Raw genomic sequence first — 492 nt, 5'->3', positions numbered from 1 at the left:
AAAAGGTTGAGTTGTACAGCATCTATTGATGCCCCATCAATTCTCCCTGGTTCGGTTCTAGATAACCAGACCATTATTTTACAGTGATAACTTTCAAAAAAAGTTGGCACTAGGTGTGAGATTATATTATATTGTCTCGCTCCAAAAAGATGGCTACTTAGCTCAGTTGGTTAGAGCACATCACTCATAATGATGGGGTCGCAGGTTCAAATCCCGCAGTAGCCACCACAATTCATTCAATAGTTTTCACCAATTAACTGTTGATGATATAGATATTGAGACGCGGAAGTGGCGGAATTGGTAGACGCACCAGATTTAGGTTCTGGCGCCGCAAGGTGTGAGAGTTCAAGTCTCTCCTTCCGCACCATCTCAAAATATCTGGAAAAACAAAGTATGCGGAAGTGGCGGAATTGGTAGACGCACCAGATTTAGGTTCTGGCGCCGCAAGGTGTGAGAGTTCAAGTCTCTCCTTCCGCACCATACTTTGAAAAC

General features: G+C 43.7%; 3 tRNA genes. All 3 read left to right on the top strand.

Annotation, left to right across the window (positions count from 1 at the left end):
* Positions 1-151 precede the first annotated feature (151 nt).
* The 3 genes from UA76_RS11355 (at position 152) to UA76_RS11345 (ending at position 480) form a co-directional block, all read left to right on the top strand.
* A tRNA-Met gene (locus UA76_RS11355) sits at positions 152-228 on the top strand.
* A gap of 54 nt (positions 229-282) precedes the next feature.
* Positions 283-367, top strand: a tRNA-Leu gene (locus tag UA76_RS11350).
* A 28-nt stretch (positions 368-395) separates the two neighbouring features.
* Positions 396-480 (top strand) — tRNA-Leu (locus tag UA76_RS11345).
* Positions 481-492: the final 12 nt, after the last annotated feature.

It is taken from the genome of Vibrio mexicanus (genome assembly GCF_001012815.1).
In the GTDB taxonomy this organism is placed as follows: domain Bacteria; phylum Pseudomonadota; class Gammaproteobacteria; order Enterobacterales; family Vibrionaceae; genus Vibrio; species Vibrio mexicanus.
Note: the sequence above shows the minus strand (reverse complement) of the source record. Positions and strands in the feature narration are given on the sequence as shown.